The sequence below is a fragment of the Paenibacillus sp. NPDC055715 genome (assembly GCF_053617595.1).
In genome coordinates this window covers 138,892-160,495 of record NZ_JBSHGA010000006.1, presented here as the reverse complement: position 1 = coordinate 160,495, position 21,604 = coordinate 138,892, and the positions used below count along the sequence as shown (strand labels likewise).

Annotated in this window: 12 protein-coding genes; all 12 read left to right on the top strand. The window is 44.5% G+C overall.

From position 1 onward, the window contains the following. Positions 1-12 precede the first annotated feature (12 nt). The 12 genes from ACWGOO_RS12275 (at position 13) to ACWGOO_RS12220 (ending at position 21,568) form a co-directional block, all read left to right on the top strand. Complete coding sequence (locus tag ACWGOO_RS12275; protein ID WP_452483723.1) at positions 13-840, top strand: flagellar hook-basal body protein; 828 nt, start codon at positions 13-15, stop codon at positions 838-840. Between the two features lie 10 nt (positions 841-850). Further along, positions 851-1,063: a DNA-directed RNA polymerase subunit beta gene (locus ACWGOO_RS12270; RefSeq protein WP_452483721.1), complete on the top strand. Its 213-nt coding sequence runs from the start codon at positions 851-853 to the stop codon at positions 1,061-1,063. Between the two features lie 856 nt (positions 1,064-1,919). Beyond that, the gene (fabZ, locus tag ACWGOO_RS12265; RefSeq protein WP_452483719.1) at positions 1,920-2,366 is read left to right on the top strand and encodes a 3-hydroxyacyl-ACP dehydratase FabZ; all 447 of its coding nucleotides are present in this window, start codon (positions 1,920-1,922) and stop codon (positions 2,364-2,366) included. A 96-nt stretch (positions 2,367-2,462) separates the two neighbouring features. Further along, on the top strand, positions 2,463-4,181 hold the full coding sequence (locus ACWGOO_RS12260) for a phospho-sugar mutase (protein WP_452483717.1): 1,719 nt from the start codon (positions 2,463-2,465) through the stop codon (positions 4,179-4,181). Between the two features lie 261 nt (positions 4,182-4,442). After that, the gene (locus ACWGOO_RS12255; protein WP_452483716.1) at positions 4,443-6,458 is read left to right on the top strand and encodes a DUF5693 family protein; all 2,016 of its coding nucleotides are present in this window, start codon (positions 4,443-4,445) and stop codon (positions 6,456-6,458) included. Next, the gene (gene csaB / locus ACWGOO_RS12250; RefSeq protein WP_452483714.1) at positions 6,434-7,570 is read left to right on the top strand and encodes a polysaccharide pyruvyl transferase CsaB; all 1,137 of its coding nucleotides are present in this window, start codon (positions 6,434-6,436) and stop codon (positions 7,568-7,570) included. Before ACWGOO_RS12255 ends, csaB begins: the two co-directional genes overlap by 25 nt. Before the next feature lie 8 nt (positions 7,571-7,578). Continuing rightward, complete coding sequence (locus ACWGOO_RS12245) at positions 7,579-8,340, top strand: WecB/TagA/CpsF family glycosyltransferase (protein WP_342415776.1); 762 nt, start codon at positions 7,579-7,581, stop codon at positions 8,338-8,340. Between the two features lie 137 nt (positions 8,341-8,477). Continuing rightward, complete coding sequence (locus ACWGOO_RS12240; protein WP_452483712.1) at positions 8,478-9,608, top strand: glycosyltransferase family 4 protein; 1,131 nt, start codon at positions 8,478-8,480, stop codon at positions 9,606-9,608. A gap of 191 nt (positions 9,609-9,799) precedes the next feature. Continuing rightward, on the top strand, positions 9,800-13,816 hold the full coding sequence (locus ACWGOO_RS12235; RefSeq protein ID WP_452483711.1) for an S-layer homology domain-containing protein: 4,017 nt from the start codon (positions 9,800-9,802) through the stop codon (positions 13,814-13,816). Between the two features lie 344 nt (positions 13,817-14,160). After that, entirely contained in the window at positions 14,161-17,256 is a 3,096-nt protein-coding gene (locus tag ACWGOO_RS12230) for an efflux RND transporter permease subunit (protein WP_452483709.1), read from the top strand. Positions 17,257-17,275: 19 nt separating this feature from the next. Then, positions 17,276-18,625 carry an efflux RND transporter periplasmic adaptor subunit gene (locus ACWGOO_RS12225; protein ID WP_452483708.1) on the top strand — a complete coding sequence of 450 codons (1,350 nt, stop codon included), beginning with the start codon at positions 17,276-17,278 and terminating at the stop codon, positions 18,623-18,625. 576 nt (positions 18,626-19,201) lie between these two features. Further along, complete coding sequence (locus ACWGOO_RS12220) at positions 19,202-21,568, top strand: copper amine oxidase N-terminal domain-containing protein (protein ID WP_452483706.1); 2,367 nt, start codon at positions 19,202-19,204, stop codon at positions 21,566-21,568. Positions 21,569-21,604 lie beyond the last annotated feature (36 nt).

Below are 21,604 nucleotides of genomic sequence, written 5' to 3'. Positions count from 1 at the left end.
AGGGGGTAAGTGATGAACAACTCCATGATCGGCGCAATGGTATCTATGGCCAGTGTGCAGCAGCGCTTGGATTTGATTGCCGATAATATCGCCAATGTCAATACGGTTGGTTATAAGAGTAAACAGAGTTCTTTTGAAGATGTGCTGGCTAATGTGCAGCAGCAGCCTTCAACGTATCTCCAAAATGGACGGGCTATGCCGCTCGGCTATAACTTGGGCTACGGTGTGAAAGTAGCCTCGGCTATGAAGAATATGGAGCAGGGACCGCTTAAAGAGACGGGGCTTCCTACCGATCTGGCCATCCAGGGCAATGCTATGTTCGAAGTTCAGGGGAATGGACAGAAGGCTTGGACGCGTGACGGAAGCTTTCATTTTGTCCCAGATCCGAATGACGGCGCAACGATGATGCTGACAACTTCCAAAGGCTATCAAGTGCTCGATAACAATGATGTTCCTGTGACCGCTCCGGCTGATTCCAAGGTAGCGATTAACCCGGACGGTGAATTGCTTATTCGACGAAATGGAACGGGAGGCCCGATAGTTGGTCAGCGGATCAAGCTGATGGATGTGCAGCGTCCAGAAGGATTGGAACAGCGGGACGATAACTTGTTCGTGTTAGCGAATGGGGTAACAGAAGCGAATGTATTTGGCGCAGCAGGTGTAGCGGGTACTGTTCCAGCGGACGTGTCTGTACGTTCTGGCTATTTGGAAGAGTCTAATGTGGATTTAGCGGGTGAAATGACGGACATGATGCAAGTTCAGCGGATGTATCAATTGGCGGCACGGGCGCTAACCTCTAGCGACACGATGATGAACCTGGCCAACAATCTGAGGGCATAGGGATTTGGTGATGAAAGAAGAACAACCCAGTTCCCGTCCGGTGCCTGAAAAGGCGAAGTCCCGCTGGCGTACCGCCCGTTATTTCGTAATCCCGTTGCTGCTATTATTCTCGCTATTGGGTGGTTTGATTGCAGGATATGTGATCGTAGGCAAGCAAGGGCTGGCAGGCGTATTTGAATGGAAAACCTGGCAGCATGTCATTGATCTTATATTTGCGCCTTAGTTTGCTTTAAAAGAGTGGGGGCGGGTAGAAGGTCGCTCTGCGAATGATTTGATCTTACGATCGCTGTTGCAACGGGATTTTCTTATTTTATAAGTTATTCAGATGTAAAAATCCCGTTGCAAAGGCGAACGCTCACGCTTCTCCAGATTCAAATCCTTCGCTCCGCTGCTACCCGCCATCGAGCCCACTCTTGTTAAGGTAAATCAACCCACAATTTGTGTGGGTAGTATATAAAAACAACAAAACCCTGTGCCAAGCGGCGCAGGGTTTTGTTATGCCTTTAACGACAGAAGCCTTCAGCGTAGCGTGTATGGATTGCAACCATTGAAGACCATCGCAGAGGCCTTCGGTGTTGTTCCGCCCTTCACGCCAAGCGTGCATTGATTGAGCGATGCTTTCTTTTTGAGGCGATGGTAACTCGGCGGAGGGGATGGAATCGTTCTGAAGAAGCGTCAGCGTCCGCCTTTAACAGCGATCGGAAGAATGATCCATCCACGTAGCCCCTCCCCCTTCGACTCAAAATGAACCCCCGCTTCACCCTTATAATGCGAGTAGCCAATATGGTACTTCCGCGTAATTTTCTTTTTACATCTGATAACTGTATAATGATGGGGAAGTTTAGACACTGCGGGGTAAGACTAAGCACGGGCAAAAGGGCCTCTTCGCGCCTCTGGTTGCATAACCGGCGGAAAAAGCCCCTTATCTCAACCTTCACTTCTGCAGTAGGTGAAGGATATCTAAAATTGTTACCGCTTTGAGCTGTTTTTATGCAGCGCAGGCGGGGTAATATTATGCTTGCAGCAACTCAGGACTGATAAAGAACCGAACCTGCAAGCGGGAGGAGTTATTAAGGTAAATGGACAAATTGCAATTGAATGTTAATCAAATTCAGGAGATTATTCCGCATCGACCGCCATTTTTGTTGGTGGACCGCATTATTGAGCTGGAGGAAGGGAAAAGAGCAGTAGGCATTAAAAATGTAACGATGACTGAGCCTCATTTCATCGGACATTTTCCGGGGTATCCGGTTATGCCTGGTGTGCTGATCACCGAAGCACTGGCTCAGGTAGGGGCATTTGCACTGTTGCATCTGGAAAGTAATCGCGGCAAAATTGGTTTCTTGGCAGGACTGGATGGCTTCCGTTTTCGCGGACAGGTGGTTCCTGGCGATACACTGACGCTTGAAGTGGAAATAACCCGTTCCAAAGGAGCATTCGGCAAAGGGAAGGCTACGGCTAAGGTAGGCGATACGTTAGTAGCTGAGGGCGAGATTATGTTTGCATTGTCCGATCCTCCCCAATAAGCAAGCTCTGCTGACATAAGCACGACGTCTGAACCGAGTGCATGTGTACATAGAGATCCTGTTTTGACCAACCCAAAATGGAGAGGGGAAATTGGTATGACGCAGTTGAGTAAAAAAGCATTGGAAAGCATTGAGAGCTGGCTGCATGACCCTTATATTGATGAAGCAACTAAACAGGAGTTGCGCGCATTGGAAGGCAACGAGCAGGAGTTGGAGGATCGCTTTTACAAAGAGCTGGAATTCGGCACAGGCGGCCTGCGTGGAGTGATCGGGGCGGGTAGCAACCGGATGAATCGTTACGTCATTGGACGTGCGACTCAGGGACTGGCCCGTTATATTTTGGAGCAGCATGCGGGAAAAGAAGGAAAGCCTTCGGTTGTAATCGCGCATGACTCGCGTCATTTCTCGCCAGAGTTTGCTTTGGATGCGGCTTTGGTGCTGGCAGGCAACGGCATCGTTGCTAAGCTGTTCCCTTCCTTGCGTCCAACGCCACAGCTTTCTTTTAGCGTGCGTCATTTGGGAGCCAGTGGTGGGATTGTTGTAACAGCAAGCCATAACCCTCCTGAATATAATGGATACAAGGTATACAACGATGAAGGCGGTCAGCTTGTTCCTGATCAGGCCGAGCAGGTGATTGGTTATATCCATGAGGTTCCTTCTTTTGCTGATATTCACCGTCTGACGCGTGAAGAAGCAGAGGCACAGGGCCTGCTGGTTTGGCTCGGAGAGCAAGAAGATGAAGCGTTTGTGGATACGGTAGCCAGTGTGAGTGTTAATCGTGAGCTGATTGCAGCCGGACCGGGCAAAAACTTCAAAGTTGTGTTTACACCTCTTCATGGCTCAGGCAACGTACCGATTCGTCGCGTGTTGGAGAAAATCGGTTTTGAGCAGGTACATATTGTGCCTGAGCAAGAACAGCCAGATGCTGAATTTTCCACTGTCAAGTCACCCAACCCGGAAGAACGCGATGCCTTCAAACTGGCGATTGCGCTGGGTGAAAAGGTTGGTGCAGACCTGTTGATCGGCACAGACCCGGATGCGGATCGCATGGGAGCGGTTGTGAAGAACCGTGACGGCGAGTATGTGGTACTGTCCGGTAATCAGTCTGGCGCGATCATGGTCTACTACTTGTTGAACCAGCTAAAAGAAACGGGTAAGCTTCCCAATAATGGGGCGGTCATTAAAACCATCGTAACGAGTGAAATGGGCGCAGTGATTGCTGAGCATTTTGGAGCAACTGTATTTAACACGCTTACGGGCTTCAAGTACATTGGTGAGAAAATGAATCAGTTCGACCAAACGGGCGATTATACCTACCTGTTTGGCTATGAGGAGAGCTACGGCTATTTGGCAGGCAGTTATGCCCGTGACAAGGATGCGGTCTTGGCGGCTATGCTGATCGCTGAAGCTGCTGCTTATTACAGTACCCAAGGCAAGACGCTGTATGATGTTTTACAGGAGCTGTACGAGCAGTTTGGTTACTTCCTGGAGAAGCTGGAGTCCCGCACGCTCAAGGGCAAGGATGGAGTGGCGCAGATTCAGGGAAAAATGACGGATTGGCGCACTACTCCGCCTCTGGAAATTGCAGGTGTGAAGGTGGAAAAAGTGTTGGATTACTCACAAGGTTTGGACGGACTTCCGCAAGAGAATGTGCTTAAGTTCTTACTGGAGGACGGTTCGTGGTTCTGCTTGCGCCCTTCCGGTACCGAGCCGAAAATTAAAGTGTACTTTGCGGTACGCGGTTCCTCACTGGCAGATGCTGAGCAAAGAATCAGCCGTCTGGTGGAAGCTGTTATGGCACGCGTAGACGCTTAAGAAAAATCCATTTATAATAGAATAGGGTTAAGGTAATCGGATACGAGTTAAGAAATCGGTGACCTCTCACGGCAAGGGCAGTACGCCGTGGAGGTCATTTCTGTGTTGCAGAATAATCTGGAAGAGGCTTTGGGAAAATAAGCTTATTCCGGCAGCGGAGGATTTCGCAAAATCTAATGAGTAGCCTACCAAGGACTGAGTAAGGGCAAGGTGGGCAGCATTGAATTTTGGGAAATCCCGAATATTAAGGAGGTTCTTTTGGTGTATCAGAAATGGCAGTATTGGAATACGGCTTCTCGAAAATGGTTATGGATTCTGGTTGCACTTGGCTTGCTGGCTTCCATTCCTGTAATTGCCGATCGTGTGAAGACAGAATCATCAAGTAAAAAAGTAGAAATCGTATTCGACTATCGGGATTTGACGGAGGCAGCTTCGTATCAGGCTCACCCACAAGATTACCTGAACGAGCAGCTTGACCGCTTAAAGCAGGCCGGTGTGAACAGTATGGCAATGTATGAAAGCACGCTGGATGATTTCCGTAAAGCAGGCCATGTGGTAACCTATACGACTCAGAACATTGCTGATATGGAAAAACGGGTATCACCCGCAAACGAGAATTTTACGTACGTTGTTTTCACTGATCAGGAAAACGCTGCGGCTTTGAAGCCCTTGATTGAACGTACTTTTACCAGTCTAGGCATTAACGTCAAACCATGGACTTATCAGGGCCATGAAGGGCTCGTTATAGAAACTTCTCCCGAGGATGCATATCTCAAGCCCATGCAGCCTGATCCAATTGCTATGAAACAGCTTCGGAATAAAGGGTTTTTTATTGTTCCGCGGATGAGCGACAGCCTTCCTTACAATCAGGAATTGACGGAAGAGATGTTGGCCTCCTTTCAGGAGAATGGCGTAAAACGCATTTTGTTTGAAGGAGATTCTGTCAAAGGGTTTACAGATAATGAGAAAAAGCATAGCTTGGCAGCATTTGCTGAATTGCTGAACAAATACAATATTGGCCTGGCCGCTATTGAAAATTTGAAAAAACCGCAGGCAGGCTTCAACAAGCTGGCTTACGATATAAAATATAACGTTGTGCGCTTGTACTCACTGAGCGACAAAGATTCAACGCTTGATGTGGAGACGTTGGCTGATCGTTTTGCATTGGCGACCAAGGACCGCAACATTCGCATGTTGTATCTTAATACTGCTCCAACCCGCAGTGTGGCTGAGGCCAAAGTAGAGGATTCTGTAGACAACTTGATTCACAGTTTGGACAACCCGGGCAATGCTGTTCAACGGATGGAGAAAAAGGGATTTGAGCTTGGACAGGCTGAACCATTTCAAGTGGTTGATTCATCCTACCAACGTTACCTGAAATTGGTGGTTGTACTGGGTGCACTGGCTTTCTTCTCTATTATGGTGTCGTATTTTGTCCCAGCGTTGACCTTGTTAGCGTTTGGATTGGGATTGGTTAGCTCAGCAGGTCTTTACGTTCTGAACCCCAGCTTGATGGAGCAAGGTTTGGCACTGCTCGCAGCGATTAGTGGACCCACGGTTGCAATGGTCATGGCTGTGCGTACGATTAGAATCAAACGTGAACAGGAGCCTGAGCTTTCAATAGGCCGTCGTCTCGTTCAAGCACTTGTATTGTACGTTCAGACAGCAGTTTTGTCGCTGTCCGCTGTCCCGTTTGTTATTGCACTGTTGAACAGTATCGCGTACAGTTTAGTGCTGAACCAATTTAGAGGCGTAAGCTTGCTTCACATTCTGCCGATTTTTTTGGCGGCGATATATATTTTCTTTTATCGGGGCGTTTCTATACGCGAAGAAATTCCAAAACTGTTGCGCACGCCGATTACTGTATTATGGGTCATCGCACTGGCTGTGATCGGAGCGGCTGGAATGTACTATTTGAGCCGTACCGGGAATGCAGGTACTGTGTCTAACACAGAGCTGGTTTTCCGAAATTTCCTTGAGAATGCATTTGGTGTACGTCCACGTAATAAGGAATTCTTGATGGCACACCCACTTTTTATTGCAGGTGCGTTCCTGGCGTTGAAATATCGCAAAGCGATCTATGTGCTGATTATAGCTGCTATTGGTCAAGCCTCTATGGTCGATACCTTTGCTCACATTCATTCTCCAGCGGCACTCTCGCTTAGTCGTGGGCTGTTAGGATTGGGATTGGGTCTGATTCTGGGAATTATCGCAATTGTCGTGTGGCAAGTGCTGGAAGGATGTTGGAAGAAATGGTCACCACAGCTCAAACGATAATAATCTCGGGTTATTACGGCTTTCGCAATAGTGGAGACGAGGCAGTGCTCAAGTCGATTTTGACAGCATTAGAAGAGGAAAGCCGTCAGGCAAGTATTACGGTTAAGCCTGTTGTGCTGTCTTCGGACCCCGATTGGACACAGAAGATGTACGGAGTAGAAGCCGTACCACGTATGAGTCTGGGAGAAGTTCGGAGAGCGATTAAAAACAGTGACGGGTTAATCAGCGGCGGCGGAAGTTTGCTTCAGGACGCAACAAGTCCCAAAAGCATTCCTTATTATCTGGCGATTCTCAAACTGGCTCAGTGGGCCGGAAAGCCGACGTTTGTGTATGCTCAAGGCATTGGTCCGGTGCAACGGAAGATATTTTATCCTATGATCCGGTCTGTGTTTCAGCACTGCGAATATGTATCTGTAAGAGATGAACAGTCTGCGGCGCTACTGGGCACCATGAAATTAAAACGCCCTGTTGTTGAGGTCGTTCCCGATCCCGTGATGGGGCTTCCATTGCCCTCCAATTCCGAAGGTTTGAACAGAGCGGCTGCTGAAGGGGAGGATGAACTTCCGATCGTTGGTGTGTCCGTACGTTATTGGGACAAGGAGCGTCGTGAATTAACGGCGATTGCGGATGGTTTGAAGAAATTAGCTGCTGAACGCCGTGTGCACTTGCGCTTTTTCCCTTTTCATCTGCCGGATGATGAGCAGGCTTCAAGGATGGTAATGGATTTGTTGGGGGATATTAGGGAAACGGGCAGCCGTGTCAGCATGTGTGAGCAGGTTACCGATCCTCAACAGATGCTGCTGGAAGTCAGCCGTTGCAGTTTGATGATCGGGATGAGATTACACAGCCTGATTTATGCAGCGTCCCATCAAGTGCCCCCGTTGGGGATATCCTATGACCCTAAAATTGACCATTTTCTCGGCCGCGTCGGTAGCCAGCCTGTAGGCACCACAGAAGCGCTGAATGGTCAAAAGCTCGCTGCTGAGGCTGTACGACTGCTGGATCAGCGAAGTCAATGGATCGAGAGCCAGGGAGCGGCAATTGCTTTGTTAAAAAGCGAGGCTCGCTTACCGGCACAGCATATCGTTAATTACTTGTGTCGCAAAGGATGATGGATACAGTGACAGTTGATAAGGTTACGAATGTGCCTACCGTCCCGATTTTCGGTGTTCCGGTATCAAGGCTTAATATGAAAGATACATTAAATGTATTAATTCAAGCGGTGGAGTCTCGCCGACCCCATCAAGTGATCACTGCTAATCCGATTATGGTTATGGCAGCGTTGGAAGACCCTATGTACATGTCAGTGATGAAGCAGGCGGAGCTCATCGTCCCGGATGGGACTGGCGTGGTTTGGGCAGCAAATTATGTAGGGCATCCAGTACCAGAACGTGTGGCGGGTTTTGACTTGTTACATGAATTACTTGGAGCTGGAGAAAACTATCATTGGAAAGTATATTTGCTCGGATCGACATCTGAGGTGATTCAAGCGACTGCACAACGGGTACATGAGCTTTATCCCGGAATTACGGTTTGCGGCAAGCGTGACGGATTTTTTGGACCGGAAGAGGATGAAGCGGTGATTGCAGCTATTCGTGAAGCAAATCCTGACTTGCTGTTTGTAGCACGTGGAGCTGACACGCAGGAGCCCTGGATTGGTAAATTTAAAGAACAATTGGGTGTTCCTGTGATGATGGGGGTGGGCGGCAGCTTCGATATTATATCCGGTAAAGCCAAACGCGCTCCTAAATTGTTCCAAAAGCTCAGAGCTGAGTGGTTGTATAGGCTATTGAAAGAGCCAAGTCGCTACAAAAGAATGCTTGCGCTGCCGAAATTTGCCGTGAAAGTGATGCGTGAAAAAGAAAACGTCACAAAAGTGTGATAAATAGCTTGAATCTGCCTTCAAAACCCGCTAATTTGCCAGAATATGAAGCTTGGTATTTATTTTCGATCAGAGTATAATTCAATGCGGTTACATCTGAAAAGGGATTGCTTTAAAATTGGGGGTCGAATGATCAAATGTTATTGATCTATATTATTGGTTTCATCATGGCACTGGGACTTGCGCTGTTATTGACACCGCTCGTCAAGAAATTTGCTGTGAAGGTTGGAGCCGTTGATGTGCCGAATGCCCGAAAGGTACATACCCGAATTATGCCGCGTCTTGGCGGTCTGGGGATTTTCCTGGCATTTCTTTTGTCCTTATTGGCGATTTTACCTTTTGTGCCTGAAGGAATGCTGTCCTCACGGGATATTAATTTTATCGCAGCCTTTCTGATTGGCGGAACGCTGATTACACTGATTGGTGCTCTCGATGATCGTTTTGATCTTAATGCAAAATTGAAATTTTTGGCTCAAATTGCCGTTGCGTGTATGGTTGTATTTGCTTTTGATATTCGTGTTGATTTTGTGAATGTGCCTTTTCAGGATGCATACTCTTCTTTGGAAAGCTGGATCTCCATCCCGCTTACGATTTTCTGGATTGTAGGTGTAACGAATGCCATCAATTTGATTGACGGTCTGGATGGACTGGCTGCTGGTGTTTCGGGAATCGCAATCGGAACGATTTTTGTAATGTCTCTTCTGATGGGCAACTATATGGTTGCTATGCTTTGCCTGGTGCTGCTGGGTAGCATTATCGGATTTCTGTTTTTTAACTTTCATCCTGCAAAAATATTTATGGGTGATACAGGATCTCTATTTTTGGGCTTCTGTCTGGCGATGCTGTCGATGCTCGGATTCAAACAGATAGCCATTGTATCGTTTATTACCCCATTGATCATTATCGGCGTGCCTTTGTCAGATACATTTTTTGCAATCATTCGTCGCAAGTTGCAGAAAAAACCGATTTTCTCGCCAGACAAAGGTCATTTACATCACTGCCTGCGCGAATTGGGCTTTAGTCATAGACAGACTGTATTGATTATTTACAGCATAGCCGCATTCTTTGGCATATTAGCTGTTATCCAATCGTCTGCTGCGCTTAATGAAGCGAACTGGGTTACCTTTGTCGTGATATGTATTATGATGTTCTTCTTACAGATCGGTGCTGAGGTTATTGGTCTTGTCGGTAAAACCAAACGCCCGGTGATTAACACCTTGATTCGGTTGCTGGCTAAGCCAGATTCTCAGACTCGTTCGAAATTATAATTTTTTATTTTAAAAGTAAGCCTTCAAGCTTGGCGGTATACCGCGGGTTTGAGGGCTTTTTTGTTCTTCGCTATGTTCCCCCCCCTCTTTTTTTGCGTATTTACTAATTTTTTGTATGTTCGCTACCGATAAAAAAAGTATTGAATGATTACGTGCCCCAAGGTGCGACAGAATCAAAGGAGGACAATGATTTGAAACGATTGCTATCTATGTTGCTGACGGTTGGTCTCATCATTGGCTTGGTGCCGGCAGCCCTGGTAGGTACGGCTCATGCTGCGACGGGAACTTATTTTATTTTTCCAAATGAAAAATATGACGCGGATTCAGCCAGAGTGGTGAACACTGACCGTGTTACAGTTAATGGTACGATTAATGGGGTGAACGGAAGCACCATTTCGTACAGTGTATTCCAGATATCCAAAAATGGAACAAAACTTACTGAGGTTAATAAAAATGAGAGCCAAAAGGGCGGAATTACGGTCACTGGCTCCACACTTCAAGTTACAGACATTAAGCTGTTTCCTGGTTTGAATCGAATTACGTTCCAAAGCAGTCAAAATTCGGCTGATATGAAGGATTCTATTTATATTGAGTATCAGGACGGGCCCAAGCTCTACGATTTGTCTGCTATGTTAAATGGTCAAACAGAGCAATTGGTAGAGAACCAAACAGCTGTATTGACTGATGCGAACAATAGCGGTACGGATGACGTCAAAGTAGTTATTCAAGGTACAGCGCCCAATGCTGACAATGTAACGCTGACGTCTGCAAAAAGTAGTAACACTTATACTGTTAATAGCTACACAGGCTATAAATTAACAGGTAGTGTCGTACTCAGCCCTGGTAAAAACGTAGTGACTATCAAAGTAGGTAATGGCACTCAGGCCCTTACGGTTACACGCGAAATTACAATTTATACAGGAAAACCTGAATTTTCTGATTTGAATTTGAATAAGGATGGCAATGTGTCTACGGATCTGACCACTTCACCAGACTTTACAGTGGCAGACACCAGTGGAATTGTTTTAAAAGGTAAAGTGTTAGTCCCAGGGGGGGCTTCCGATCCGAAGGTGGCTACCATTAATGCACGGTTTATTGATGTAAGCAACAACGGTAAAGCTGTTGGTAGTACCAGCGGTGTAGATGCTACGATTGATACGGCTAATGTGACAACTTCAAATGGCTATAGAGTGTATCCATTTCAGGTGAATGTACCTACAAGTGCTGTCATTGATCATGTAACTGGAGCGTTTCTGGGGTTAACTTTTGATAATAGTAGTACACCTCCAGCAGCATATCCTGTGCAATTTACATTGCGCAGCAGCACACAACCTTACATTGATGATGTTAATTACCTTTCCGATTTTAATGTTCAATTGTTGAACAGAATCAATGGGTCTGGATCAGACCAAACGGCAGCTACAACAGAAGCCCAAAAATTGTCCGGTAATTCTATGAAAAATAAAACCACAGATGCGCCGTCTGTTCCTGTAGGTTTAGAATTTATCGTGGTTAACGGGGCTCCAACTTCGATTAGTGAGCTTTCTGGCGTAACTGTACACACGGTAGGTTCTCAAGATGTGGTTAGAACGATTAATGGTAAGTCAACACAGGTAAAGAAAATTGTTGCTTACATTGACTCCCTGCCTAAAGAGGGCACAAACGTACTGAATTTTTACCTGAATGGAGACTCGACCAAATTGATCAAAGCGACAGTGAATCTGTTGCAGGGTCCATTCATGAAATACGATACGATTTATGACGGACAACAAATTCCGTTGAATACATCTAGCGCAAACTTGAATACCTATAAATTGACCCAATTGGGCTACTTTAAAGGTAAATTGCTCAACGTAAGTAATGCATCAGATATTCATTACACAGGCAGTAACCGAAATGTATTCCTGTATGTAAACAATGTATTAGTTGATCTGGATGGCACAGGAGTGGACTTTAAGCTCGCTTTATCCTCCGAGAATGCGGCAGCTAATGCACTGGCGAATGGGAATAATGAAATCAAGTTTGTATACAAACCGGGTATTGAGTACGCCAATACAGTAAAAGTAAACTTTACACAAACGAATATACCGGTAATTCCTGTTGCAAACACGCAAGGTATTATTCCGTTTACTCCAGTTAGTGGACTGAGCAGTGCACCAAATTATAGTGAAATTGCCCCAAAAACCAAAGATGCTAATTTTACAAAAGTGAATGACACGAATTACACTACACCCCTGAAAAATATCAATGTATTTGGTACCTTTAGCATTGCCGATTTGGGAAATACAAGCCAGGTACCGAGTGCGTTAAGTGACATCACCAATAAAGACCAATATATTCTGGAGATTAAAGGATCTGACGGCAGTGAGGTCAACTGGACTCTGAATAATCAGTTCTACTCAGCCGAAGATGCCAAGACAGTGTACAATTCTGGTTCTACTACGGATAAATTCAACAGCAAAGATTTAAAGGATCTGCTGGTTTATTATCATCCGGACAAGAAGTATTTCAGCTTTGTGCTGAAAAACCAAACGATTCCGCAAGATGGAACAGCGGTAGCTTATAACATTACCTTGTACAACAGTGGTAAAAGCGGACCATCTGCAACGTTCCGTCTGCAAGTATCCGGCCAATCCACATCTTTTGATATTTTGCGTCCACTCCCTGAAAAGAGAATCGTGAATCAAAACTTTGTGCAAGTTGTCGTGAACGCAGGTAATGCAGATAGTGTTATGGTAGGTAAGGAAACAGCGGTTCAAGAGGGATTTGACTCTGACTATGATGGCACCATTGATTATCCTTCAACGTACAAAGCCATCGTTACAGGTCTGAAAGCTAATAAAGACAATAAAATTGATGTAGTGGTTACGAAAGGTAAAGATAAACTGAAGCAAACCATTACTGTAAAATATGTGCCTACGAACATCCCTGGCGAGCAGTACATGGAAGCCATGAAGACATCGCACAAAGTGTTTGATGGTGATCTTACACTTGCTTTTGCTAAGGGAACGAGTCTGATTCGTCGAGATTATGATCAGGCGCAGCAGTTCAAAAACCAGGTCTTCTCCGGACATACTTTGTATTTTGCGATAGCGAACAGCGAAGATGGTGTAGTGGACCGTCATGAGTTTGAAACTGAAAAAGCATTATCGGATATGAAGAGCTTGATCGCAGATGGAAGGAAATATTTTAATAGAGATTTTCCAGATCGTTATGCCAAGTCAAGCCCAGTATTTTGGATTGACCCAGGTGTAGCAGATGATATCAAAACAGATGCGTATGATCCTGTAACTTACGGTGCCGATCCGTACCAACTGGCCAATAAGTCACAAAACGACAGTAGTAAGATCAAAAACTTCTACTGGCGCGATCCATCTAATGAATTGGTGCCTTCCAAGCGTGCTACATTAACGCTGACGTATGATAGCAGTATCGCTCAGGATGCAGGGAAACAAATGACGGTGTTCTATTTTGACCCTGATCTCAAAGACTGGCAGAACATTGGCGGTGTGGTAGATCCGAAGAAACATACCATTAAAGTACCGTTTGATCGTTTCGGCTACTATGTAGTTGCTAAGGTTGGAGAAACGTATACTGATGTCATTAAACACAAATACGCTAGAGACTATATCGAGGCTATTTTAGCTAAGGGCGTCATGAATCCAATGGATCCAATTAACAGTTTTGGACCTGATAGCTACATTAAAAGAGGCGAATTTACTACGATGATGGTCAAAGGCTTGCAAATTCCGCTTAACTACAGTGGTGCGAAGCATTTTGACGACGTGTCAGTTTCAAATACGATATCAGCAGATGCTCTCTATGATTATCGTTATATTGAAACGGCTGCACGCGCCGGTATTGTAAAAGGTTCGCAACCGAGAATCTTTATGCCGGAAGATGTAATCACACGCCAAGATGTAGCAGTCATTATCGCCAAGGCATTAAATTTGAAGCTGGAAACAGATCACGACAAAATTATGAAGAATCTGTCTAAAACCTTTAAAGATGCAGACAAGATTGATTACTACGCACAAGCATCTGTGCTGGCTATTGCCAACAAGGGCTTCATCACAGGTTCACCTATTGATGCTAGTGATCTGAAAAAAGGCTATATGTTTAACCCTACATCTCTGACCTTGCGTGGAGATGCAGCCATTATTATAGCTAAAGTTATGGCTGATAAAAAACTGCTTCCTAAAATCTAATCCTTAAAAAAGCTGAATTTATCGAACATCCCTCCATGTGGAATTGGCAATTTCCTTTCATATACATGAGAGGGATGTTTTTTGTAAATTTGTTATTTGACTGGGATTAAGTGCCTATGCAATAATAGTAAGAGGCAGATCACTAATGGTAAAGTTTATAACTTCTTGAATTATCACGAATACTTTAAAATTGATTACTTTCTTTAAGTATTTATCTCAAAATGCGTTTATTATCTGCTTATATGTTTTTTTGTGCATTTATCTGAAACTTTACGTCTGTTTCATCGTAGTAGAAGATTAATGTGCTTAAATATTACATAGAGAAATGAGTGGGGAGTGATGAGATGTCTCAGTTTTCAATACGCCGTCCTGTAACTGTATTTATGTTAATTATTGCTTTGCTAATCGGGGGCAGTATTTTTGCGTTAAGGCTTCCTGTCGAGCTGTTGCCAGACATGAAGTACCCGATCATCATGGTGAGTACCAACGCTCCGAATTCAACCCCAAAAGAAGTGGAGGAATTGGTTACCAAACCTCTTGAGAAAGGTTTATCTACTCTTCAGGACGTGGATTCGATTGTTTCTACGTCCTCGGCAGGAACGTCTCAGATAATAATTTGGTTTAACTGGGGAGTGGATCTGAATCAGGCATCACTCGACATACGGGATAAGCTTGATGACGTTAGGGGGACACTTCCCAAATCGGTGGAATCACCACGTGTTATGAAATATGATCCCAATTCAAGTCCGGTTATTACCCTTTCATTCATCGGTGATCGGGATGTTAACAAGCTGAAGCCTATTGCAAAAGATATCATTGAGCCACGGCTTAAAAGAATTGCAGGTGTCGCCTCGGTTAATTTGTCGGGGGGACAAGATCGGCTTGTTCGGATTACCGTGGATCAGTCCAAGCTCCAAAGCTATGGAATTACGCTGGATCAGATCAGTGAGGCTTTGGCAAGTAACAACCAATCAGGCTCTGGCGGTTCTGTTGATCGTGGTAATACGGAAATTCAAATCCGTGTTCAGGGTGAATATCAGGCTGTTTCGGAAATGGGGGAAACACCGATCCCTGCAGGCAAGGGGAGTGTGAAATTAAAGGACATTGCAACCATTCAAGATACTTTGAAAGATATCACGTCCATTTCCACATACAATGGTAAGCCTAGTATTAATATTGCAATTACGAAAGCTACAGGAGGTAATACCCTTTCGGTTGGCAATTCCGTTAAGAAAAGTCTAGATTCAATTCGGAAGGATCTGCCTTCGGGAACCCAACTCGAGCTCGTTAATGACTTTTCCGAGCCTGTTAGCGACTCTGTGAACTCGGTGCTGGAGCATGCTGTTATAGGGCTCGTGATTGCGGCCATTGTCTTGCTACTGTTTTTAAACAGTATGCGTTCTACGATCATTGCAGCCATCGTTATTCCCGTTTCTTTCGTAGCGACATTTATGATGTTGTATTTCAGCGGACAAACGATTAACGTTATTTCATTGAGCGGTCTGCTGCTTGGACTGGGTTCCTTTGTAGACTTTGCCGTCGTTATTATCGAAAACATTTTCAGACAACGGCATGAAGGGAAAAGCATGCTGCAAGGGGCTATTGACGGCTCCAAGCAGGTGGGCAACGCGGTTATGGCATCTGCTCTTGCGCAGATTGTGGTATTTTTGCCTGTCGTGTTTGTTAACGGACTCGCGGGCGTAATATTTAAACCGTTGGCGCTGACCGTTATCTTTTCCCATATTGCAGCTTTGTTGGTATCACTTTTGATCGTACCGATGCTTAGTTCGCGCTGGTTGCCTACAGTTCCTGATGAATCGGTATATTCTTCGGGGACCTACAAAGGCATTAATCCTATTATCTGGTTTAATATCGGCTTTGACAAGTTCAAGGGTGGCTACCGCCGTGTGCTGAAATGGGGGATCAATCACAGAAAATCCGTTCTGCTGATTACTTTGCTCATGTTTGTGGCCGCATTGCCTTTGATTAATAGCGTTAAGTCTGCTATGTTTCCGGCTGAGGATCAAGGATCGTTTAATGTTGTAGTGAAGTTGCCTGACGGAACGTTGCTGGAAGAAACCCAGAAGGTCGTTCAGGGTGTCGAAAAAGAAATTTTGAAAGTTCCTGAGCTTGATGAAATGACGGTAGACATCTCTGGCGGTTCGGCAGGGCTTAATGTAAAACTAAAGCGTGGACACACCCGCGCAACTGATGATGTGATCGCTGAGCTTCGGAAGAAGTTTGACAGCATTCCTGATGTTGAAATTACTATGGGCTCTGATCAAAGTGTATCAGCTGGCGCAGCTGTGCAGATTAGATTGAAAGGTGACGATATGGATGTATTGAGAGAACTCTCAGACCAACTCGTTGCAGAAGTGAAGAACATACCAGGGACCGTCAATGTTAAAAGTGACCTGAATCAAGTCCGCGAGGAATTTGAAATTTCCATTAATCGTGAGCTTGCCAGCAAATACGGCTTGTCAGCGTCTCAAGTTCTGTATGCTGTAAACACCTCCTTTAACGGATCGGTGGCTACAAGCTATCGTACCGGAGAAGATCAGATTGATGTGAAAATATCACTGCCTGATCAGTATCGTCATGATTTGTCCTATTTAAAAACCTTGCGAATTACAACCCAGCAGGGCATTGATGTACCGTTGTCTTCGGTAGCCAGCATTGATAAATACGAGGTTCCTGGAACGATTAAACGTGAGAACCAAGTGCGTCAAGTGACGATTACAGCTGGTATTGATGGAGGAGGAGATACTACTAGCGCCAATCGAAGCGTAGGCAATCTTCTGAAAAACACCCACTTTCCAGAGGGCTATAGCGCAGATACAGGTGGTGGATCGGAAGAGAAAATGAGGGAGTCTTTTTTGTATTTGGGAATTGCCTTATTGGTATCTATTATTTTAATTTATATGGTGATGGCAGGCCAGTTTGAGTCGCTGCTTACACCGTTTGTTATTATGTTTTCGATCCCCCCTACTTTAATCGGGGTACTTATCGGTTTGGTCGTAACGGGAACTACTCTTAATTTAATGTCTCTGATTGGTTATATTATGCTCGCCGGTCTGGTAGTTAACAACGCGATTGTTATGATTGATTTCATTATTCAGCTTCGAAAAGCAGGACAGGATCGGGATGAGGCTATTATCTTTGGAGCTTCCGAACGTCTCCGTCCAATTTTGATGACAACGCTGGCAACTGTAATGGCATTGCTTCCTATGGCATTTGCTACGGGAGACGGTACTCAGTTACAGGCGCCGATGGCAGTCGTTGTCGTGTTTGGTTTGTCCTTCGCGGCTCTTGTTACATTGATTCTCATTCCGGTGGTTTATGTTATTTTCGATAACATTATACAGAAGCGTAAGGATCGCAAATTAAAAAGACAAATGAAAAAAGAAGCAAAGCTGCAACGAAAGAGTGTTCATATATAAGGTGAGGTGGAGAGAAATAATGAATAAAAAAAGTGCTTTGATGGCTACGACATTGCTTTTGTCGGTTGCATTGGCAGGCTGTGGGGGGGGGGAGGCTCCCGCTGACGCCCCGACTACGCAGCAGAAGGCGATCCCTGTACAAGTGGCACAGGTGGCCAAAGGCAGTATTAGTGATTCAACCGGTATTGTAGGAAGCTTCGCTCCCAAAGAGACGGCTCAGGTATCTCCAAAAATTAGTGGTAAGATTCAAAGTATTAATCTTACAATGGGGCAAAAAGTAAGCAAAGGCGACACATTGTTTACTATAGATCAAAAGGATTTGCTGGACACGATTAAGCAATCCCAGGAATCTTATCAAGTTACACTGGCTAATTTGAAGCAAGCTGAAAGTGGGGCATTGCAATCTGTACAGCAGGCGAAGTCTGCTGTGGATCAAGCCCAAAGTGCGCTTGTTCAGCAAGACAGTATCATTACCCAAGCACAGGCCGATCTGGTAGATGCTCAGAGTTCTGTGCGTGATGCTCAAAATACGCTCAATCGCAACCAACAGTTGTTTAGTGCGGGTGCTCTTTCTCAATCCGATTTAGAGCAGTCTCTAATAGCGCATAGAAAGGCTCAAACTACGCTGGAGAATGCACAGCTCAAACTTCATAATGCTCAAACGTCCAAGGAGAGTGCTCAAACAACATATAGCAATGCTCAGAAATCATTGCGCCTTGCGCAACAGAAAACGGGTATTGACGTAGCAAGAGCTTCTGTTAATCAGGCTAAGTCCAGTTTAGACACGGCACGTAGTCAGCTAGTGAATACTGTAGTCAAAGCTCCGATCTCAGGCACAATATCGGTAATAACAGGAACACAGGGTCAAATGGTTAGTGCACAGTCTACGGTTGCTACGATTGCGAATACCAATCCTATTATTGCAAAAGTCAACGTTTCTGAAGCAGAGCTTCTTAAGTTTCAGGTGGGCTCCTCTGTAACTGTAGGTGTGGACTCATTAAATAAGCGTATTGAAGCCAAAGTGACGGCCATCAATCCGGTTATGGACAACGACCTCAAGGCATATCCTGTCGAGATTTCAGTTCCTAACGGTTCCGGTGAATTGAAATCAGGTATGGTAGTGAGTGTATATATGAAGTCACAAGCTTCTAAAAACATTTTGGTATCGCAGGATGCCATTACAGATCAGGCGGGGAAGAAGTATGCCTATGTAGTTGAGGGAACTGTTGCAAAGCAAGTGGAAGTACAAACGGGTCAGGAAAGTGCTAAGCAGGTTGAAGTAACCAAGGGGCTTTCTGAGGGGCAAACGGTCGTCGTTAAGGGGGCAAGTCTACTTACGGACGGTGCAAAGGTTAATATAGTGAAGTAATTTGTTTCATTATGTATGATAAATTGCTGCTACTCCGTCATTGGCCTACTACTTATAATAGGTTAGAGGACTAGAACTTAATAAGTGTATCTAATATCTATGGGCTTTATGTACTCTTTATAGTCTATGGCTAATTCTTGACGAATATACTCCATTAAAGGCAGCCTTAAATGAACGAGGATAACCTTGTGCATTTAAGGCTGAACAGGTGAAAGTTGTAGAATTACAGAGGAAAAGGTAAAAGTTGCATGATGACGTAGGAAGAGGTTCAATAGTATAATTATGACTGTACGGAAGCGGAATATAAAATTTTTATTTTTATTTTTTTTTTAAACGGACGCAACTTTTTGAACCCATACTACGTCTAATTGGGTGAGTATAAAACAAGGAGATACAAAAGCGTAAAGACAAAAATCGCTAAAAAAAATCTTTACTGCATTGTTATCACATTGTATAATACTGGAGTACGTCGTGAATGGACGCTTTCTTTTAACTAGATTCCAAGCTTCTGTGATATTGTCACAGATATCATTTTACAGAGTTCTCATAAAGCTCGGAAAGGAGGTGTAACGACTGATGAGTGACAAGATCCGACAAAAAGACAAAAATAATATTTCTGGTTATATTCAAGGAGGAGAAAAAAAGGTTATGACAAAGTTTAATAAAAAAATGATCAACGTGCTGGCAACAGCAACATTGGTTGCTGGTGTTGCAGCTCCAATCGCAGCACTGACTGCACCAACTGCAGTTCATGCAGCTTCTAGCAATACAATTCTAAATACTGCTAGCATTACTTCTAATGCACAATCTAATGCTACATTGGGTAGAGCAAAAATTAGCGTTAGCCAAGCTTCCATCGCAGCTGGTGCTTCTTTTACAGTAACATTGCCAAAAGGCTTTGAATTTTCTGGCGCTTTAAACGGTGTTGGTCGCGTAAGCACTGCTACTGATTCTACTTATGGTTTGGGCGTATATCTTGATGCAAAAGATAACTCTCTCGATAAGAACGTTGGAGCTACTGGTTATAATGATGCCAATGCAGTTGAAGTTACTAAGCTGACTAACAATTCTGCAATAGTAAAATTGAATTTCAGTAACTCTAAAGATGCTGCTGATCTTTACCTGAATTTTGGTAAAGTCAATGTTACTGGACCTAGCAGTGGGCCTGTAAAAGTTTCTATTGATGCTGCTTCCGCAAGTGGTTTTACTAGCGGTGAATTGACAATTGCTAACGTGGTTTCTTCCGGTCAAGTTTCTTTGTCCGCAGCTGATACTGTTTCCAGTGAAGACAACTTCAGTGCAACTTTGAAAATTAAAGAAGAGACTCCTGGTTCTTTGGGTAATAACAACATTAAGTTGAAATTGCCTAGCGGTTTCAAATGGAATTCTGCTCCTAAATCTGCAGCTACTATCCTGTTTGGTAATGACATCAAACCAGGAAATGTAAGATATTCTGCTGACGGCGATACTTTAACTTTGTCTTTGGATAAAGTGAGTACAGACCAAGCATCTTTGCAATTACCTGTAGGATTCTATGTTAATGATGAAAGTAGCGCTAAACAAGGCGACGTTACAGTTAGTATCTCTGGTAATGCAACAACTAATGTTAGCTCCCTCGTAGTTGGTAGCTATGGTAAAATCGGTGGTGGCGTTTCCGTTGCTGCTCCAACAACAATTCTTGCTGGTCATGACGAGCAAAAAATTGGTGATATTACAATTAAAGAAACTGTTGCTAAATCCTTTGTAAAAGGACGTACTGTAACATTGCGTCTGCCTGAAGGTGCTCGTTGGCAGTCTACTTTTGATAGCAACAACCCTGGAAGCAACTTCGCTGGTTCTATGGAGAACTCAAACGGCTTGGGTGGAGCAGAAGTATCTTACACTGACTCCGACAAACGTACTTTGAAACTGACTTTCAGCAATCCTAACAGCACAACTGACGCTGGTACTTTGAAACTGAAAAACGTTGAAGTTGCTACGCAACCAGGTTTCTCTGGCGATTTGAACCTTGAAGTTGCTGGTAGCCAAGGTCTGACTGGTAATGTTAAGGTTGCAACTGTGAAGCAAGCCGTTACTTTGGCTGTTGCATCCAAACCAAACCTGACAATCGGTCTGGGCGACCAACAAATTGGCGATATCACAATTACTGAAGCAGCTAAAGAAGCTTTCGTTAAGAAAGATGGCAGCCGTGAAGTAATCTTGGAATTGCCAACAGGCGTACGCTTTGCTTCTACTCCAGAAGTTAAAGTCACAGCTGGCGACGTTAAAGTGAAGACTGTATCTACTGATACTTACGGCGACAGCAACAAAGGTCGTCTGAGCTTCTACATCGATAGCGAAAGTGCTACTCCAAGTACAATCACAATCTCGGCTCCTAAGCTGTCTATTGACCGTACTGTAGCTCAAGGCGATATCGTTGCTAAACTGAAAGGTAGCGCAATTTCTTACACTGCATACAAAGGCGCATCTGACAGCACTCAAAACTGGAAAAGCAACAACACTTCAGCTGCTGAAGTAGCAATCGCAACTGTTGGAACTCCAGCTCCAGGTGCTACTAAAACTAAAGCTGTCTTCACACTGGGAAGCTCTGCTTACACTGTGAACGGCGAAAGCAAAACAGCTGATGTAGCTGCTTATGCTCAAAATGGACGCACTTACTTGCCAGTACGTTATGCAGCTGAAGCTCTGGGTGTATCCCAACAAAACATCCTGTTTGACAAAGCAACTTCCACAGTTACCTTGATTAAAGGTGACCGCGTTGCTCAGATCAAATTGAACACTAACCTGTTGACTATTAACGGTTCTGTGGTTCGTATGGACGTTAAAGCTGTAACTAACAAAAACCGTACTGTACTGCCTATCTTCTGGGTAAGCAGAGCGCTGGATGCATCCATCAATTATGATGCAACTGCGAAAACAGTAACTGTTGAAAACAACAACTAATTTAAGAGCAACTCTTTTGAGTTAACTGAATTAGAT

Bases quoted from the DNA above. Each gene is read 5' to 3' on its own strand.
- ACWGOO_RS12275 (WP_452483723.1), top strand. From the start codon at position 13: ATGAACAACTCCATGATCGGCGCAATGGTATCTATGGCCAGTGTGCAG.
- ACWGOO_RS12270 (WP_452483721.1), top strand. From the start codon at position 851: ATGAAAGAAGAACAACCCAGTTCCCGTCCGGTGCCTGAAAAGGCGAAG.
- fabZ (WP_452483719.1), top strand. From the start codon at position 1,920: ATGGACAAATTGCAATTGAATGTTAATCAAATTCAGGAGATTATTCCG.
- ACWGOO_RS12260 (WP_452483717.1), top strand. From the start codon at position 2,463: ATGACGCAGTTGAGTAAAAAAGCATTGGAAAGCATTGAGAGCTGGCTG.
- csaB (WP_452483714.1), top strand. From the start codon at position 6,434: ATGGTCACCACAGCTCAAACGATAATAATCTCGGGTTATTACGGCTTT.
- ACWGOO_RS12240 (WP_452483712.1), top strand. From the start codon at position 8,478: ATGTTATTGATCTATATTATTGGTTTCATCATGGCACTGGGACTTGCG.
- ACWGOO_RS12230 (WP_452483709.1), top strand. From the start codon at position 14,161: ATGTCTCAGTTTTCAATACGCCGTCCTGTAACTGTATTTATGTTAATT.
- ACWGOO_RS12225 (WP_452483708.1), top strand. From the start codon at position 17,276: ATGAATAAAAAAAGTGCTTTGATGGCTACGACATTGCTTTTGTCGGTT.
- ACWGOO_RS12220 (WP_452483706.1), top strand. From the start codon at position 19,202: ATGAGTGACAAGATCCGACAAAAAGACAAAAATAATATTTCTGGTTAT.